Genomic DNA, 15,486 nt, shown 5'->3' on the forward strand with positions numbered 1-15,486 from the left:
TCACATCACACAGAAAGAGATCACATGAAGAAGATCATCGTCACAGCGACAGCGCTCGTCGCGACGGCTGCCTTCGCGCTCACCGGCTGCTCGGCCGAGCGTGGCGGCGACACCGGGTCGGGATCGGGCGAAGAGGCCGAAGCGGGCTTCGCGGCGGACTCCACGATCGGCGTCGCGCTTCCGGACAAGACCAGTGAGAACTGGGTCCTCGCCGGCAAGCTCTTCACCGACGGTCTGGAGGAGGCCGGCTTCAAGGCCGACGTCCAGTACGCGCCGGCGAGCAACACGGTCGCCGAGCAGCAGAACCAGATCCAGGCCATGGTCACCAACGGTGCCAAGGTCATCATCATCGGCGCGAAGGACGGCAAGCAGCTGGCCACGCAGGTGCAGGCGGCGAAGGATGCCGGCGCCTACGTGATCGCGTACGACCGTCTCATCGAGAACACCGAGGCCGTCGACTACTACGTCGCGTTCGACAACTTCAAGGTCGGCGAGCTGCAGGGCCAGGCCCTGCTCGACGGTCTCGAGGCGCGCGCGGGTCACGAGGCTCCGTACAACATCGAGCTGTTCTCCGGTTCGCCGGACGACGCGAACTCGAAGGTCTTCTTCGACGGCGCCATGAGCGTGCTGCAGGACAAGATCGACGACGGCACCCTGAACGTCGTCTCGGGTCAGACCGAGATCGCTCAGACCGCCACCGAGGGCTGGCTCGCGGAGAACGCCCAGAACCGCATGGACACGCTCCTCACCGGTTCGTACAGCGGCGACACCCTTCTCGACGGCGTGCTCTCGCCGAACGACACCCTCGCTCGCGCCATCATCACCTCGGTGCAGCAGGCCGGCAAGCCGGTTCCGGTCGTCACGGGTCAGGACTCCGAGGTCGAGTCCGTGAAGTCGATCATGGAGGGCATCCAGTACTCCACGATCAACAAGGACACCACGCTGCTCGTGGCACAGGCCATCAAGATGGTCGGCCAGCTGCAGAAGGGCGAGGAGGTCGACGTCAACGACACCGAGTCCTACGACAACGGCGTGAAGGTCGTCGACTCGTACCTGCTCGACCCGGTCATCGTGACCAAGGAGAACGCGGCCGAGGCGTACGCCAACGTCCCGAGCCTCCTCGAGATCGTCCAGTCGTACCAGTAAGCGACAGATCCTCGAACCACGACGAGCCGTCCGGACCCTCGGGTCCGGGCGGCTCGTCCGTGTCGTGATGCCGTCAGCGTCAGCAGCCGGAGCCGTCGGGGTCCTCGTCGCACGTGTGGGCGACGAGCGCCGTCCGGGCCTCGAAGATGCGGATCGCGACGGTCAGGCCGCGGGAGGTGAGCTGTCCCGACACCGGGATCCAGCCCGTTCCAAGGTCGATCTCGGCGGTGTACCGGGTGTCCACCCGTGCGGGGTACGTGCCGCGCTGTCGATAGGTGTGGCTCGTCGGGGTCGGGGTGAAGGGCGCCTGGCCGAGCGCCTCCCACGTCTGTCCGGCTGTGGTCGTGGTCGCGCTCTCCCCGTCGCCGAACGTGTAGTCGTACCCGACGGGCGTGAACCGCACGACGACGGGAACGCCGAAGAGGCTGCCGGTGCGCGTCTGCACGGATGCCGCCGCCGCGAAATTCGTCGGCATGCCGGCCACCCCGACATTGCCGGGTTCCGCTGCGAGCACGGTCGCCTCCGGGGTGAACTGCACGAGGTCGCTGATCGTCACGGCCGGGACGCCAGGCTGCGGCGGATCGTTCGGTTCCGGCTCCGGCGCCTCGCGTCTCACGCACCGAGTCGTCCCGCCGTCGTCCAGGCACTCCGCAAGCCGGATCGCCTCCGGGCTGGGCCCCGCTGGCGGACTGGAAGTGTTGTCCTGTGGTGGAGTGCCGGAGCGTGGGGTCGACGGCGAGTTGTTCGTTGTCGTCTGACGTGTGCCTGAAATTGTGAGCGACGATCCGTCGCTGGACCCACATATGCCAAGCGATAACGACTCGGGGGAGCAGCCGCTGGAGTTGGACGTTGACGGTGCTGTCATAAGCGCGAGCGCTATCGAGAGAACGATGATGGAAACTGCCTCCACGCTCAGCATCCGCCTTCGTTCGTAGGTAGTGCGTCAGAGATTAGGAGAGAATCGGCGCCGCCTACCAAGAGCACCTCCAGCGCGACAGTGTCGCCTCGTTCGACAGGCGTGATGTCCATGCCTGCGCCGTCCAGTAGCAGCACGTCGGAGACATCCAGACAGATCGCCATCGTGATCCTTGCGTCGCTTGCGGAAAGCACGCCAGCCTTGCCCAGAATGGAAGTAATCTCTGCCGTTCCGGCGGCCGTCAGGCCGCTCGATCGCAGTGAATTCTGGGTATCGATGTCGTCCTCGAGGGCAAGTCCAGTTAAGAATCGCTGCGGGTCAGCGTCGTCCGCCCCTGAACGCCGTGCGTTGCTAGCGTCGTTGTACGCCCGATACACCTCCTCTGCTGCTGCGAATGCCGCTGCCTCGCTCACGAAAGCGGGAGAAGGTGTGGCGGTCGGCGGAGAGGTATGGTCTGACACGCATCCAGCGAGTACACCCAACCCGATGAGGGCACCGGCAACCAGAGCCGCTTTCGCCTGCGAGATGATCGTCGCGTCGCGCATTCATCCCTCGCAGAGCGTTCGTCGCGCGAGGAGACTGCACTCCGCGTCGTGGAATCGAGCGACCTTGTCGTGGTCACCAGGTGTGGATGTTCTGAGTGCAGTGGGGCAGGACCAAAGGGGCACAGCGTGCTGACTATCGAGCAGCATCTCGCCATCGATCGAAACGAACTCCACATCCATCTCCAAGTAGACCGGCGAGTTATCCGGAATCAGCGACTCCCCGTGCCGATCCACCAGCGTGACTTCAGATGCGTCAAGGCAGGCTGTTGCCTCGACGCGCTCGCCCGGGTGCACGCTCTTTACGCGGAACGACTCGATGGTCATGTCTCCCTCGGTGATCACCCCGCTCGCGAACCGATCGGCCCAAGCTGCTGAGAGGCCTGCATACAGCAGGGGAGTCGTCACTTTCGCCACTGCCGCGAATGTGTCAGGGGCCGCGACGTCTAAGGCGTTGTTCGCATCGATGTACGACTCATAGACCTTCCCCGCGGTCACCGATGCGCCCTGCTTGACAGGGCGGGATGCGCGGCCAGCGGCCGCGGGAGTGCACGCAGTTACCGCGGCGGTCACCATACATAGCAGGAGAAGCGAACGAAAACGGGAGCCTGTGGACGCGGAGCGGAATCGCAGCAGAGTCATCGCGCCACCGTAGTGAAGTGCGGCGCGGCGGCGTCTTCGTTATCCACAGGGATCAGAACGGGGGCGGGTCGTCTCCCACGGGGGAGAACCTCACCGTGTGCTGCGGCGGTGGACGGTCGATGTAGGTCCGCCCGGTGGGACTGGTCCATTCCAGGATGCCACCGGGTCGCTGTTCCACGTGCCACGGCGAATTGTGTTTGAGCACGTGGTGGCGGCGGCAGAAGGCGGCGAGATTCGTGTCGCAGGTCGCACCGCCCGCGGCGGCGGCATGATTGTGGTCGAGGTCGCATTTCCGTGCGACGATCCCGCAGCCTGGGAACCTGCACCGCTGATCGCGCGCCCTGAGGTGGCGGCGCAGCCGCGGGCTGGGGCGGTAGCCGTCGACAGCGAGCATCCGCCCGCTGACCGGATGCGTCAGGACCCGATCCCAGATCGGGGCCGCCCCGGCGAGGCATCTCGCGGTGCGGCCGTCGACGGGGAGCGCGCCGTCGAGCTCCGCGGGAGGAGCCGGCGCCGTCGAACGGGCCTTCACATCAGGCCTCGCGTCAGCACCGTCAGCATCCGTATCGTCAGCGTCAGCATCCTCGTCACCCTCGGTATCGATCTCCGCACCGTCGTCCTGCATGAGAGTCGTCACGGGCACCGTCACCTCGACACGACCGCGGATCTCGCTCAGCAGTCCATCCTCGCTGTCGTGCCCGCTCCAGGTGCCCGTGAGCACCAGATCGGCGAGCAGATCCGCTCGGATCTCGTCGACCGTGCGGTCGTCGGCGTCGAAGTCCCGGCCCTCGCGGGCCGCCTCTTTCTTCGCGCGGCGGTTCTCCTCACGGATGATGTGCGCCGCCTGCGAGAGCCGATCGAACATCCCGTGCACGAGCGTCGCGGGAGCGTGCACGTGGAGCCCCGCCATGCCGTCCTCGCCGTCGGACACCCAGACCCGGCGCTGTGAACGAGCCCTCCGGTGTCGTTCGTCGATCGTGCTCGGCGCGAAGCGCTCGGCGATCCGGCGCGCGAGCGCGCGCAGCCGGTTCGGAGACTCCTCCTCGGCCAGAGGCAGCACCGCGGCGGCGTAGGCCGCTCGGTCCGCATCGCCTGCGATCTGCGATCCGGCATCCACGATCACGCGGGCGTGCCCGGCGCTGATGCGTCCGTTTCCCTGCGCCTGCCACACCGCCGGGAACTGCTCCACCAGCAGGCTCGCCGATGCCATGCGCCGCTCGACCGTGCGGTCGCTCGCGCGCTGGACCGCACCGATCTCGGCGGCGACCGTCCTGATCGAGTGATCGCCGCGGTCGGGGTGATCACCCTGCTTCGCGATGTCGATCGCCAGGCGACCGGCGAGCGCCAGCAACCCGTCGCGGGCGGCCTGCATGCTGCTCAGCGTCGCCTCGGCGACGTGCAGCGACTCGACCAGACCGGCGAGAGCCGCCATCTGTTCGTCGGTCGCATCGAGCAGTGCTGTCATGAATCAAGTACAGCAGGAATCACCGTCATTCGAAAGTATATTCGACACTCCATTCCGAGACAACGGCATCTCGCAGCCGCCCCCCTCCCCGCCGCCCCGAACCTCACTCACATCGACCGCCACTACCCTGGAAGGCGATATGGCACACCTTCTCGGGGCTGAAGCCCTCCACCTCGAATATCCGACGAGGGTCGTCTTCGACTCCGTGACCCTCGGCATCGAAGAAGGTGACCGCATCGGCATCGTCGGCCGCAACGGCGACGGGAAGTCGAGCCTGCTGGGCATGCTCGCCGGCATCAAGGAGCCGAACTCGGGTCGCGTGACGGTGCGCGGCGGGACCACCATCGGCGTTCTCGACCAGGCGGACACGCTGCCCGACGACCTGACGATCGCCGAGGCGGTCGTGGGGGACACCCCCGAATACGAATGGGCGGGCGATGCGCGCGTCCGCGACGTCATCGCCGGACTCCTCACCGATCTGCCCTGGGACGCGCAGATCGGCTCCCTGAGCGGCGGCCAGCGCCGGCGCGTGTCCCTCGCGAAGCTGCTCGCGGGCGACTGGGACGTCATCGCGCTCGACGAGCCCACCAACCATCTCGACGTCGAGGCCATCACCTGGCTCGCCGGCCACCTGAAGCGGCGCTGGGCGGCGAACTCCGGGGCGCTCATGGTGGTGACGCACGACCGGTGGTTCCTCGATGAGATCTGCACCGAGACCTGGGAGGTGCACGACCGCATCGTCGAGCCCTTCGAGGGAGGGTACGCGGCCTACATCCTGCAGCGCGTCGAGCGCGACCGGATGGCGGCGGCGACCGAGGCCAAGCGTCAGAACCTCGCCCGCAAGGAGCTCGCCTGGCTGCGCCGGGGTGCTCCCGCCCGGACGAGCAAGCCGAAGTTCCGCATCGACGCCGCCAACGAGCTGATCGCCGACGTCCCCGAGATCCGCGACAAGGTCTCGCTGCAGTCGCTCGCGGTGTCGCGCCTCGGCAAGGACGTCGTCGACCTGCTCGACGTGGACGTGACCTACCCGACGGCGGACGGCGGCACGAAGACGGTGCTCAGAGACGTCGAGTGGCGCATCGCCCCCGGCGAGCGCACCGGCATCCTCGGTGTGAACGGCGCCGGAAAGTCGACCCTCCTCGGTCTCATCTCGGGAACCGTCGAGCCCAGCGGCGGCCGCGTGAAGCGCGGCAAGACGGTGAAGGTGCAGACCCTCACGCAGCGGCTCGACGAGCTCGCGCAGCACTGGAACGACCCCGTGCGCGTGATCATCTCTGGACTCCGCACCTCGTACACGATGGGGACGGGCTCCAAGGCGCAGGATCTCACGCCGGGTCAGCTGCTCGAGCGCCTGGGGTTCTCCTCGGCGCAGCTGTCGACCCCGGTGAAGGACCTCAGCGGTGGCCAGCAGCGCCGTCTTCAGCTCCTCCTCGTGCTGCTCGACCAGCCGAACGTGCTGATCCTCGACGAGCCGACGAACGACCTCGACACCGACATGCTCGCCGCCATCGAGGACCTCCTCGACTCCTGGTCGGGCACCCTTCTCGTCGTCAGCCACGACCGGTATTTCCTCGAGCGCGTCACCGATCAGCAGTTCGCGATCCTCGACGGCCGTCTGCGCCACCTCCCCGGCGGCGTGGACGAGTACCTGCGGCTGCGCCAGTTGCAGGATGCCGGGCCGGCCAAAGCCGCCACGAGCGCACCGGCCGCACCGACGGGTCTCGACGGCGCTGCACTGCGGACGGCGCAGAAGGAGGTCTCGGCCCTCGAGCGACGGATCCAGAAGCTCACCGAGCAGGTCGACAGGGCGAAGCACGCACTGGCAGACCACGACCAGGCGGACTACGCCGGGCTCGGCGAGAAGATGAAGGCCATCGGAGACACCGAGGCGGAGATCGAGGAGCTCGAGCTGCGCTGGTTCGAGCTCACCGAGCAGATCGGCTGATCCCTCGCGATCCGCGCCCCGCGGGAATACGGTGGCCTTGCAGGACGCTGTGCTCTGGGCGGGGTTCGATGCCATCCGGGATCGCAGAGCATGATCCTGCGGTACCCGGGAGGTGCACGTGGAAGGACTCGAGGTCACCGTCCTGATCGGACTCACGATCCTCGTCGGAACGCTGCTCGCGCCGCGAGTACGGCTGGCGCTGCCGCTCGTGCTCGTGATCCTCGGGCTGGCGCTCGGCTTCGTGCCGGCGCTGCGGGAGATCCAGCTCCCGCCGGAGACGGTGCTGCTGCTCTTCCTCCCGGTGATGCTGTTCTGGGAGAGCCTCACGACCTCGCTGCGGTCGATCCGCCGCGACTTCCGCTACATCCTCCCGATGAGCACCGTCCTCGTGGTGGCATCCGCCTTCGCGGTCGCGGGGATCGGACTGCTGTTCGGGATGCCGTGGGAGACCGCCCTCATCCTCGGAGCCGCCGTCGCCCCGCCCGACGCCACGGCCGTCGCCGCGCTCGGACGTCTGCTGCCCCGGCGCCTCTTCATGAAGCTCAAGGCCGAGAGCCTCACCAACGACGGCACGGCGCTCGTGCTCTACGCGATCGCGGTGTCGCTCGCCCTCGGCGGTCAGATCTCCCCGTGGTCGGTGACGGTCTCGGTGCTCACCTCCTACGTGGGCGGCGTCGCCGCCGGCGTCGTGATCGCGATGCTCGGCTACCTGCTGCTGCGGCGCACGTCGTCGACGATCGTGATCAACGTGACGCTGCTGCTCATCCCGTTCTCAGCCTTCCTCCTCGCCGAGATCGTGCACGCGTCGGGGGTGCTCGCGGTCGTCGTCGCGGGCCTGATCGTCGCCTACATCGCTCCGCGCGTCACGACGGCCTCGTCGAGGCGTCAGGCGGATGCCGCGTGGCCGTTCGGCGTCTTCCTGCTCAACGGGGCGCTGTTCGTTCTGATCGGGCTCGAGGTCCAGTTCGTCGTCCACGAGATCTCTGCGGCCGCGATCGGTCGCCTCGTGCTCATCACGCTCGCGGTGTGGGCGACGCTGCTCGCCGTGCGCTACCTGTTCCAGCTCATGAACGCGCCGTTCCAGCGGCGGACCGGCCCCCGTCCGAGCCGCGGCGCCCGCGCGCGATCGATGGCGGTCTCGACCGTCGCGGGCATGCGCGGAGCCGTGTCGCTCGCGATCGCCCTGTCGGTGCCCGTCGCCAGCGAGACGCAGGGCGAGATCGCCGGTCGCGACGAGATCGTCTTCGTGACGGCCGGCGTGATCCTGCTCAGCCTGCTCGTGCAGGGACCGCTGCTGCCCGCGATCGTGCGCTGGGCGCGCTTCCCCGTCGACCACATGGAGGCCGAGGAGTACGAGCTCGCGGAGCGGACCATCTCGGGAGCCGCGCTCGCCGCGCTCGACGATCTCGCGGCCGAGCACGGGATCGGCCAGGAGGTCCGCGACAAGGTGCGGGCCGAGGGCTATCAGATGCTCGAGTACTCCAACGCGCGCTCTCTCGCGAGGGAGCAGGCCATCGTGGATGCCGAGGCGGAGGCCCTCGACGAGATGCTCGGCGAGCCCGATCCGCTGGGCGCAGGGACGAGCCCGGTCGCCCCCGACGACGAGTCCGCGGATGCGGGAGGCGGCGCGATCCGCATCCCGGGCGACGCCGCCGACCCCGACATCGTCACGGTCGACGCCGCGGTCGGCGAGGTGCGCACACTGCAGATGATCGCGACCTCGGCCGATGTCGACGTGATGCAGCGCTCGCCCCTCCTGCGTCACGAGGAGCACACCCGTCTCAAGCTCGCACTGATCGACCGCAAGCGCGAGGTGCTGCTGGGGCTGCGTCGCAGCGGCACGGTGGACGACCTCGTCGTCCGTCGGATCTCGGCGCGGCTCGACCTCGAGCAGGTGCGCCTGCAGGGCATCGAGGACTTCGACTGACGGCTGTGACGCTCTGTGACGCTCGATTGTCGCGGGCGGGGCGTCGCTGCCTAACGTAGGCGAGTCCCCCAAGAGAGGAACCCACTCACCATGTCCTTCACCGCATCCCGTCGGACCACGTCCGTCATCGCCGCGCTCGCCGCGGTCCCGCTCTTCGTCGCCCTCGCAGGCTGCGCCACCGCATCCTCCGACGCCGGCTCCGACGGCGGATCTTCCGACGAGACCGTCAAGATCGGTGTCGTCGGCAAGGGCGACGCGCAGTGGGCGCCCTTCGTCGAGGCGGCAGCCGAGGAGGGCATCACGGTCGAGCTCGTCGACTTCGGCTCGTACGAGCAGCCCAACCCCGCGCTGACCGAGGGCGAGATCGACCTCAACCAGTTCCAGCACATCGTCTACCTCGCCGAGTACAACGAGGCATCGGGCTCCGACCTGACCCCGATCGGCTCGACCGCGATCTACCCGCTGGGGCTCTACTCGCAGAAGTACGACGACGTCGACGACATCCCCGAGGGCGAGACCGTCGCCGTCCCGGACGACGCGTCCAACCAGGCGCGCGCGCTGCTCGTGCTGCAGTCCGCCGGACTCATCGAGCTCAAGAGCGGCGGCACGATCTTCTCCGACCTCGCCGACGTCGACACCGCCAAGTCCAAGGTCGAGGTCACGGCGCTCGAGGCGGCGCTGATCCCGACCTCGCTGCCCGACGTCGCCGCGGCGATCATCAACAACGACTTCGTGGAGGACGCCGGACTGTCGTTCGACGACGCGATCGCCCAGGACGACCCGGAGGACCCCAACGCGCTGCCGTACGTGAACATCTTCGCGGCCCGCGCAGAGGACGCCGACAACGAGACGTACCTCAAGCTCGTCGAGATCTTCCAGACGAACGAGGACGTCCAGGCCGGTCTGCTCGAGTCGTCGGGTGACACCGCGGTCCCGCTGCAGACCCCCGTCGAGGACCTGGTCTCGTCGCTCGAGAAGGTCCAGAAGGACACCGCAGCGAACAAGTGACGACGTCGGCCGGGAGCGAACCCCCCGGCCGATGAGAGAGAATCGGGTGGCGCCGCGCGCGTCACCCGATTCGTCGTCTTCCGACAACACCCCCACCGGAGCAGCACATGCCCATCGTGAGCCTGACCGCCGTGTCGAAGGCGTACCCCGCCCGCACCCCGGGTGACGGCGAGATCATCGCGGTCGACGACGTCACCCTGAACATCGAGAAGGGCGACGTCTTCGGGATCATCGGATACTCGGGCGCGGGCAAGTCGACGCTCGTGCGCCTCATCAACGCGCTCGAGCCGGCCACCGGCGGCACGATCCTCGTCGACGGCGTGGACATCACCGCGCTCAAGGAGAGCGAGCTGCGCAAGGTCCGCGGCGGCATCGGCATGATCTTCCAGCAGTTCAACCTCTTCGCCTCGCGCACGGTCAGGGCCAACGTCGCCTACCCGCTCAAGCTCGCGGGGTGGAGCAAGACCGACATCGAGGCGCGTGTCACCGAGCTGCTGTCGTTCGTCGGCCTCTCGGACAAGGCCAAGGCATACCCCGAGCAGCTGTCCGGCGGGCAGAAGCAGCGTGTCGGCATCGCCCGCGCCCTCGCGACCAAGCCCGCGATCCTCCTGGCCGACGAGGCCACGAGCGCGCTCGACCCGCAGACCACGCACGAGGTCCTCGACCTGCTGAAGCGGGTCAACGAGGAGCAGGGCGTCACGATCGTCGTCATCACCCACGAGATGGACGTCATCCAGACCATCGCGACCAAGGTGGCCGTGATGGAGAACGGCCGGGTGATCGAGGAGGGCGACGTCTTCGACGTCTTCTCCGCGCCGCAGAACCCCGCGTCGCAGCGGTTCGTGGGAACGGTCGTCAAGGGCATCCCGTCGCCGTCCGAGCTGTCGGTGCTCCGCGAGCGCCACCGCGGACGCCTCGTCACCTTCTCGTTCCGCGACGGCGACTCCTCGCAGGCGCAGGTGTTCCTCGACCTGGCCGCCGCCGGTCTCGACTTCGAGCTCGTCTACGGCGGCATCAACGACATCCGCGGTCGCGCCTTCGGGCACCTGACGCTCGCGATCCGCGGAGAGGGCCCGGCGATCGACAGGGCCCTCGCCGCGATCGGCGAACGCGTCGAAGTGACCGAGATCGCTCGAGAGGAGGCGCTCTGATGGATCGCCTGAACGAACTGTGGCCCGAGCTGTGGAAGGCCGCGCTCGAGACGCTCTACATGACGTCGTTCGCGCTGCTGCTCGGCGGCGTCCTCGGACTCGCGATCGGCGTCATCCTCTATGTCACGCGCCCGGGAGGCCTCGCCGAGAACCGCGCGGTCTCACTCGTCGCGAACCTCGGCGTCAACTTTTTCCGCCCGATCCCGTTCGTGCTCTTCGTCGCCGTCGCCCAGCCCTTCGCCCGCGCGGTGGTCGGCACGGGCATCGGCACCACGGCCGGCGCGTTCATGATCGCGCTCGCCGCCGCGTTCGCGATCGGCCGCATCGTGGAGCAGCACCTCGTGTCGGTGCCGCCCGGGGTCATCGAGGCGGCACGGGCGATGGGGGCCGGGCCGTGGCGCATCCTCTTCACGGTCGCCATCCCCGAGTCCCTCGGCCCGCTCATCCTGGGCTACACGTTCATCGTGGTGGCGCTCATCGACATGACCGCGATGGCGGGTCTCATCGGCGGCGGCGGTCTCGGCGCCTTCGCCCAGATCTACGGCTTCCGTCAATTCGAGCCCGTCGTGATGTGGACGGCCATCGTCCTCATCGTGGTGTTCGTGCACCTCGTGCAGATCCTCGGCACGAGGCTGGCGCGCAAGATCATGCGCCGCTGAGCGGAGCCTCCGACAGGGTCCTGCCCGACGCGAACATGCGCTCCTCCCCGCTCAGCGGATCGACGAAGTGCAGCTCGCGCGCGAGCAGCTGCAGGGGACGCTCGAAGTCGTCGGGGTGCTCGCCGGTGAGCTCGGGATAGAAGGGGTCGTACAGGATCGGCAGCCCCAGCGCCGCGAGGTGCACCCGCAGCTGATGCATCTTGCCGCTGTGGGGCCGCAGGAGCGTGTGCACGACGCGGGCGTCCGCGTCAATGACCTCGATCGCGGTCTCGGCGTTGGGCGGCCGCTCGTCGTCGACGCGCACCTTGAGCTCGCCGCGCAGCTTGGCGATGTGGTTCCGGTAGACGAGCGGGAAGCGGTCGGGGTCCCAGTCGGCAGGGCGGGCGGACACCGCCTCGTAGACCTTCTGCACCGCGCGGTTCTCGAAGAGCAGCTGGTACGGCCCCCTCGACTCCGGTCGCGCCGCGAACATCAGCAGACCCGCGGTCTGCCGGTCGAGTCGATGGATCGGCGCGAGATCGGGGTTGTCGAGCAGCCTGCGCAGCCGCACGAGCGCGGAGTTCTGCAGGAACCTGCCGCCCGGCGTCGTCGGGAGGAAGTGCGGCTTGTCGACGACGACGAGGTCCTCGTCCTGGTGCACGATCTCGAGCTCGACGGGGAGACGGGTCTCGGCGGGCGGGTCGCGGTAGTACCAGATGAACTCCTCGGCGCCGAGAGGCGTGTCCCTGGCCAGGGGAGTGCCGTCGTGCGCCACGATCTCGCCCAGGTCGAACCGCACGAGCAGCCGCTCGGGATCGAGGTGGAAGAAGCGCTCGATCATGTAGGCGGCGACCGTCGGCCATTCGCCCTGCAGCGGCACGTGCAGGCGGGTCGCGCCCACGCCGTCGCGCACGGGAAGAGGGGAGAGCATGCCCATCAGCGTCGTCCCGTCACGCGTCGAAGCTCAGGCTGAGCTTGCGCAGCAGCGCCGCGAGGCGATCGCGGTCGCCGCGCGACAGCGCCTGCAGCAGGTCCGCCTCGACGTCGACGAGGCGCGTGATGGCGGCGTCCACACGGATGCGGCCGTCGTCGGTGAGCGTGACCAGCACGCTGCGCCCGTCGGCGGGGTCCGCCTCGCGGCGCACGAAGCGGCGCCCGACGAGTCGATCGATGCGGTTGGTCATGGTGCCGCTGGAGACGAGAGTCTGCTGCAGCAGCTGCTTCGGCGACAGCTGGAAGGGCGCGCCGGCGCGACGCAGCGCCGAGAGGACATCCCACTCCCATGCCTCGAGGTCGCTGCGACGGAAGACGTCGCGGCGGGCGCGGTCGAGCAGGCGGGTGAGCCGATCCATGCGGGAGAGCACCTCGAGGGGCGAGAAGTCGAGGTCGGGGCGCTGGGTGTTCCAGGCACCGACGATCCGATCGACCTCATCCGCCTCGCTCATCCGTCCATTATCGCGGGTCGCGAACCGATCGCCGTCGGCACCGATGCGGACGTGGCAGACTTGACCCGCGGCGTCCTCCGGGACGCCGCGGTCCGCCGTGGTGTAATGGCAGCACGACAGCCTTTGGAGCTGTGAGGTCTAGGTTCGAGTCCTGGCGGCGGAGCATGACTGGGAACACTCTCGCCATCGTCATCCTCGCCGCAGGGCAGGGGACGCGAATGCGCTCACGGCTGCCGAAGGTGCTGCATCCGATCGGAGGGCGCCCGCTCGTCGGGCACGTCCTCACCACCGCCACGCGTCTCGGCGCCGACCACATCGAGGTCGTGGTCCGCCACGAGCGCGACCAGGTCGTCGCGGCGCTGACCGAGGACTACCCTGACGCAGTGTTCGTCGATCAGGACGACGTCCCCGGCACCGGACGAGCCGTGCAGGTCGCGATCGACGAGCTCCCCGCGGACTTCGACGGCGACGTGCTGGTGCTCTCGGGCGACTGCCCCCTCGCCGACGCGGACACGCTCTCCTCCTTCCTCGCCGAGCACCGCGCCTCGGGAGCGCCGGCGACCCTCATGACCGCTGTCGTCGACGACCCCACCGGGTACGGCCGGGTGATCCGCGACGCGGACGGCGGCGTGGACCGCATCGTCGAGCAGAAGGACGCGGATGCCGACGAGGCGGCCGTGCGCGAGATCAATGCCGGGATGTACGTCTTCCGCGCGACGACGCTGCGCCGGTATCTCCCCGAGATCGGCGTCGACAACGCCCAGGGCGAGATGTATCTGACGGACGTCCCCGGCCTGCTCCGTCGGGACGGCGACCGCGTCGCGGCATCCGTCGTCTCCGACGTCACCGTCACCTACGGCGTCAACGATCGCTCGCAGCTCGCGCTCGTCGGCCGCCTGCTCAACGAGCGCATCGTCCGGCACTGGCAGCGGGAGGGCGTCACCGTGGTCGACCCGGCCACCACCTGGATCGACGACGACGCCACGCTCGCACCCGACGTGACCGTGCTGCCGAACACGCAGATCCTGCGCGCCACGAAGATCGCGGAGGGCGCCACGATCGGGCCCGACACGACGCTCGTGGGATGCGAGGTGGGGGAGGATGCGGTCGTCCGCCGCACCGACGCCACGTTCGCGGTCATCGGGGCCGAGGCCACGGTCGGACCGTTCTCGTACCTCCGCGCCGGCACCGTCCTGGGCGCCAGGGGGAAGATCGGCGCGTACGTCGAGACCAAGAACGCCGAGATCGGCGAGGGCAGCAAGGTGCCGCACCTGTCGTACGTCGGAGACGCCACGATCGGCCGCGGCGTGAACCTCGGCGCGAGCACGATCACCGCGAACTACGACGATGTGAACAAGCACCGCACCGTCGTGGAGGACGAGGTGCACACGGGCTCGCACACGACCCTCGTCGCGCCCGTTAGGCTGGGAGCCGGCGCCAAGACGGGAGCCGGCGCCGTCGTCCGCAAGGACGTCCCGGCCGGTGCCCTCTCGATGAGCGTCGCGCCTCAGCGCAACATCGAAGGCTGGGTCGAGAAGAACAGGGCAGGCACGGGCGCGGCGGATGCCGCAGCCCGATCGCGAGACGCGGAGTAGGCGGACAGATGGCGCGCAAGAAGAAGACGGTCGATCTGGATCGGGACAACGGGATCGCCCCGGGGCTCGTCGCCAAGACCAAGAAGCGGCTCGTCGTCGCAGGAGGCCGCTCGCATCCCGAGCTCACCGCCGCTGTCGCCGCGGCTCTCGGCACCGAGGTGGTCCCCACGGAGCACCGGACCTTCGCCTCGGGCGAGATCTACGCGCGCTTCGAGGTCTCGATCCGCGGCTGCGACCTCTTCCTCGTCCAGACGTTCGGCGAGCCGGTCAACGAGTGGCTCATGGAGACGCTCATCATGATCGACGCGGCGAAGCGGGCCTCGGCCAAGCGGATCACGGTCGTGGCCCCGTACTATCCGTACTCCCGTCAGGACAAGAAGGGCCGCGGTCGCGAGCCGATCAGCGCCCGCCTCGTCGCCGACCTCCTCAAGACCGCCGGCGCCGACCGCGTGATGAGCGTCGACCTGCACGCCGCGCAGATCCAGGGATTCTTCGACGGCCCCGTCGACCACCTCTTCGCCAAGCCGGTGCTGCTCGACCACTTCGAGCGCACGCTGTCGGCCGCCGACCGGGAGATCCTGACCGTGGTCTCTCCCGACATGGGCCGCGTCCGTGTCGCGGACACGTGGTCGGACAGCCTCGGCGCGCCGCTCGCGATCATCCACAAGCGTCGCGATCCGAAGGTCGCCAACCAGGTGTCCGTGCACGAGATCGTCGGCGCCGTCGAAGGTCGCACCTGCCTGCTCGTCGACGACATGATCGACACCGGCGGGACGATCGTGAAGGCCGCGCAGGCGCTCAAGGCGAACGGCGCGCACCGCGTGATCGTCGCCGCGACCCACGCGATCTTCAGCGACCCGGCGTCGGAGCGCCTCCAGGACGCCTCGATCGACGAGGTGGTCATCACCGACACGATCGCGCTCACCGAATCGCGCCGCTGGGAGACGCTCACGATCCTCCCGATCGCGCCGCTGCTGGCGCGCGCGATCCACGAGGTGTTCGAGGACGGCTCCGTGACGAGCATGTTCGGCGGCGACGCCTGATCCGACTTAGGGGACGCTTACCT

At 68.6% G+C, this 15,486-nt stretch carries 14 protein-coding genes and 1 tRNA gene; 9 read left to right on the forward strand and 6 right to left on the reverse strand.

The genetic code is table 11. From position 1 onward, the window contains the following. Positions 1 to 24: 24 nt before the first annotated feature. Positions 25 to 1,146 carry a substrate-binding domain-containing protein gene (locus A4X16_RS11620; RefSeq protein ID WP_067120712.1) on the forward strand — a complete coding sequence of 374 codons (1,122 nt, stop codon included), beginning with the start codon at positions 25 to 27 and terminating at the stop codon, positions 1,144 to 1,146. Between the two features lie 79 nt (positions 1,147 to 1,225). On the opposite strand, the gene A4X16_RS11625 is transcribed toward A4X16_RS11620, so the two are convergent. From A4X16_RS11625 to A4X16_RS11635, 4 genes are all read right to left on the reverse strand, one after another. Next, positions 1,226 to 1,702: a PKD domain-containing protein gene (locus tag A4X16_RS11625; RefSeq protein ID WP_231880347.1), complete on the reverse strand. Its 477-nt coding sequence runs from the start codon at positions 1,700 to 1,702 to the stop codon at positions 1,226 to 1,228. Positions 1,703 to 2,058: 356 nt separating this feature from the next. Next, positions 2,059 to 2,607: a hypothetical protein gene (locus tag A4X16_RS17845; RefSeq protein ID WP_157560148.1), complete on the reverse strand. Its 549-nt coding sequence runs from the start codon at positions 2,605 to 2,607 to the stop codon at positions 2,059 to 2,061. After that, a complete protein-coding gene (locus A4X16_RS11630; RefSeq protein WP_157560150.1) occupies positions 2,608 to 3,102 on the reverse strand; it encodes a hypothetical protein in 495 nt (164 codons plus the stop codon). Positions 3,103 to 3,298: 196 nt separating this feature from the next. Beyond that, on the reverse strand, positions 3,299 to 4,711 hold the full coding sequence (locus A4X16_RS11635; protein WP_067120716.1) for an HNH endonuclease signature motif containing protein: 1,413 nt from the start codon (positions 4,709 to 4,711) through the stop codon (positions 3,299 to 3,301). A gap of 139 nt (positions 4,712 to 4,850) precedes the next feature. On the opposite strand from A4X16_RS11635, the gene A4X16_RS11640 reads away from it, so the two are divergent. From A4X16_RS11640 to A4X16_RS11660, 5 genes are all read left to right on the forward strand, one after another. Then, the gene (locus tag A4X16_RS11640; protein WP_067120718.1) at positions 4,851 to 6,656 is read left to right on the forward strand and encodes an ABC-F family ATP-binding cassette domain-containing protein; all 1,806 of its coding nucleotides are present in this window, start codon (positions 4,851 to 4,853) and stop codon (positions 6,654 to 6,656) included. A gap of 118 nt (positions 6,657 to 6,774) precedes the next feature. Further along, positions 6,775 to 8,583, forward strand: a complete 1,809-nt coding sequence (locus A4X16_RS11645) for a Na+/H+ antiporter (RefSeq protein WP_067120720.1) — start codon at positions 6,775 to 6,777, stop codon at positions 8,581 to 8,583. 90 nt (positions 8,584 to 8,673) lie between these two features. Next, complete coding sequence (locus tag A4X16_RS11650) at positions 8,674 to 9,591, forward strand: MetQ/NlpA family ABC transporter substrate-binding protein (protein WP_067120722.1); 918 nt, start codon at positions 8,674 to 8,676, stop codon at positions 9,589 to 9,591. 107 nt (positions 9,592 to 9,698) lie between these two features. Further along, positions 9,699 to 10,742, forward strand: coding sequence for a methionine ABC transporter ATP-binding protein (locus A4X16_RS11655; protein ID WP_067120724.1), 1,044 nt, complete (start codon positions 9,699 to 9,701; stop codon positions 10,740 to 10,742). Then, on the forward strand, positions 10,742 to 11,401 hold the full coding sequence (locus A4X16_RS11660; RefSeq protein WP_067120725.1) for a methionine ABC transporter permease: 660 nt from the start codon (positions 10,742 to 10,744) through the stop codon (positions 11,399 to 11,401). Before A4X16_RS11655 ends, A4X16_RS11660 begins: the two co-directional genes overlap by 1 nt. Here the strand turns inward: A4X16_RS11660 and A4X16_RS11665 are convergent. Together A4X16_RS11665 and A4X16_RS11670 are read right to left on the reverse strand one after the other, a co-directional pair. Continuing rightward, complete coding sequence (locus A4X16_RS11665; RefSeq protein WP_197491830.1) at positions 11,388 to 12,311, reverse strand: pseudouridine synthase; 924 nt, start codon at positions 12,309 to 12,311, stop codon at positions 11,388 to 11,390. The two genes, A4X16_RS11660 and A4X16_RS11665, sit on opposite strands and share 14 nt — an antisense overlap. Before the next feature lie 19 nt (positions 12,312 to 12,330). Beyond that, positions 12,331 to 12,825, reverse strand: coding sequence for a MarR family winged helix-turn-helix transcriptional regulator (locus A4X16_RS11670; RefSeq protein ID WP_067120729.1), 495 nt, complete (start codon positions 12,823 to 12,825; stop codon positions 12,331 to 12,333). Between the two features lie 91 nt (positions 12,826 to 12,916). Here A4X16_RS11670 and A4X16_RS11675 point away from each other — a divergent pair. The 3 genes from A4X16_RS11675 to A4X16_RS11685 all read left to right on the forward strand — a co-directional run bounded on the left by A4X16_RS11675 (position 12,917) and on the right by A4X16_RS11685 (position 15,463). After that, positions 12,917 to 12,988: transfer RNA gene (locus tag A4X16_RS11675), tRNA-Gln, on the forward strand. 1 nt (position 12,989) lies between these two features. Beyond that, a complete protein-coding gene (gene glmU, locus A4X16_RS11680) occupies positions 12,990 to 14,420 on the forward strand; it encodes a bifunctional UDP-N-acetylglucosamine diphosphorylase/glucosamine-1-phosphate N-acetyltransferase GlmU (RefSeq protein ID WP_067120731.1) in 1,431 nt (476 codons plus the stop codon). 8 nt (positions 14,421 to 14,428) lie between these two features. Then, positions 14,429 to 15,463 (forward strand): ribose-phosphate diphosphokinase, encoded by a 1,035-nt coding sequence (locus A4X16_RS11685; RefSeq protein WP_067120733.1) that lies wholly within the window; start codon positions 14,429 to 14,431, stop codon positions 15,461 to 15,463. The last annotated feature ends 23 nt before the right edge of the window (positions 15,464 to 15,486 follow it).

Source organism: Microbacterium sp. H83 (assembly GCF_001650405.1).
Lineage (GTDB): Bacteria > Actinomycetota > Actinomycetes > Actinomycetales > Microbacteriaceae > Microbacterium.

Bases quoted from the DNA above. Each gene is read 5' to 3' on its own strand.
- A4X16_RS11620 (WP_067120712.1), top strand. From the start codon at position 25: ATGAAGAAGATCATCGTCACAGCGACAGCGCTCGTCGCGACGGCTGCC.
- A4X16_RS17845 (WP_157560148.1), bottom strand. From the start codon at position 2,607: ATGCGCGACGCGACGATCATCTCGCAGGCGAAAGCGGCTCTGGTTGCC.
- A4X16_RS11635 (WP_067120716.1), bottom strand. From the start codon at position 4,711: ATGACAGCACTGCTCGATGCGACCGACGAACAGATGGCGGCTCTCGCC.
- A4X16_RS11640 (WP_067120718.1), top strand. From the start codon at position 4,851: ATGGCACACCTTCTCGGGGCTGAAGCCCTCCACCTCGAATATCCGACG.
- A4X16_RS11650 (WP_067120722.1), top strand. From the start codon at position 8,674: ATGTCCTTCACCGCATCCCGTCGGACCACGTCCGTCATCGCCGCGCTC.
- A4X16_RS11655 (WP_067120724.1), top strand. From the start codon at position 9,699: ATGCCCATCGTGAGCCTGACCGCCGTGTCGAAGGCGTACCCCGCCCGC.
- A4X16_RS11660 (WP_067120725.1), top strand. From the start codon at position 10,742: ATGGATCGCCTGAACGAACTGTGGCCCGAGCTGTGGAAGGCCGCGCTC.
- A4X16_RS11665 (WP_197491830.1), bottom strand. From the start codon at position 12,311: ATGCTCTCCCCTCTTCCCGTGCGCGACGGCGTGGGCGCGACCCGCCTG.
- A4X16_RS11670 (WP_067120729.1), bottom strand. From the start codon at position 12,825: ATGAGCGAGGCGGATGAGGTCGATCGGATCGTCGGTGCCTGGAACACC.
- glmU (WP_067120731.1), top strand. From the start codon at position 12,990: ATGACTGGGAACACTCTCGCCATCGTCATCCTCGCCGCAGGGCAGGGG.
- A4X16_RS11685 (WP_067120733.1), top strand. From the start codon at position 14,429: ATGGCGCGCAAGAAGAAGACGGTCGATCTGGATCGGGACAACGGGATC.